The sequence below is a fragment of the Virgibacillus carmonensis genome (assembly GCF_057836705.1).
Genome location: NZ_JBYQFJ010000247.1, coordinates 1 through 614, shown reverse-complemented (window position 1 = coordinate 614; position 614 = coordinate 1). Strand labels below are relative to the sequence as shown.

Annotated in this window: 1 protein-coding gene; it reads left to right on the top strand. The window is 38.9% G+C overall.

The genetic code is table 11. The features are described from left to right. Window positions 1-238: 238 nt before the first annotated feature. On the top strand, window positions 239-614 hold a 376-nt coding region (locus tag AC3G7N_RS21660; protein WP_489424195.1), incomplete at its 3' end, for an SH3 domain-containing protein.

Below are 614 nucleotides of genomic sequence, written 5' to 3'. Positions count from 1 at the left end.
TCTGCCAAAGTGGCACCCCATTTCTTTTTATGTATAAAATTAATTGTATCATTTATTTCGCACTTTTATTAAAGCAAAGAGTTGTACCAAAACATCTGATACAACAGAAACGTTTCTGTAAATTGCCTAGTGAATTTGTCCGATTTTCTCCACAGGTCGTTTGAAATCTTGTATAATAGGTAATAATTTATTACATGTTTTTTCCAAATTAAGCAGCGAAAGGAGGAACGGAGAAATCATGAAAGAGACTTTACGAATTTTATTAGCTGGAATGAGTGTATTGCTATTATCTTTTATCATTTCGCCCAGTGTTGATGCACATGAAGGTTCAACATATGGTGTTGGTACATCTTCCCTTAATGTCAGAAGTGGCCCTACGGATAATGCACCGATCGTAGGAAGTCTCCATCCAGGCGATCAGGTTGTCGTTTTCGAGGAACATTATGGTTGGGCACAAACCTATTACGGCGGCAAAGAAGCATGGGTTGCATCGCAGTTTTTGTATCCATTAAGTTCTACGGAGCAAATAAAGCAGCAAGTTTCTGTAAATAAATCAATCACAGTAAATGAGGCCGGTGTGCATGTTCGGAGCGGCCCCGGAACAGATTATTCCA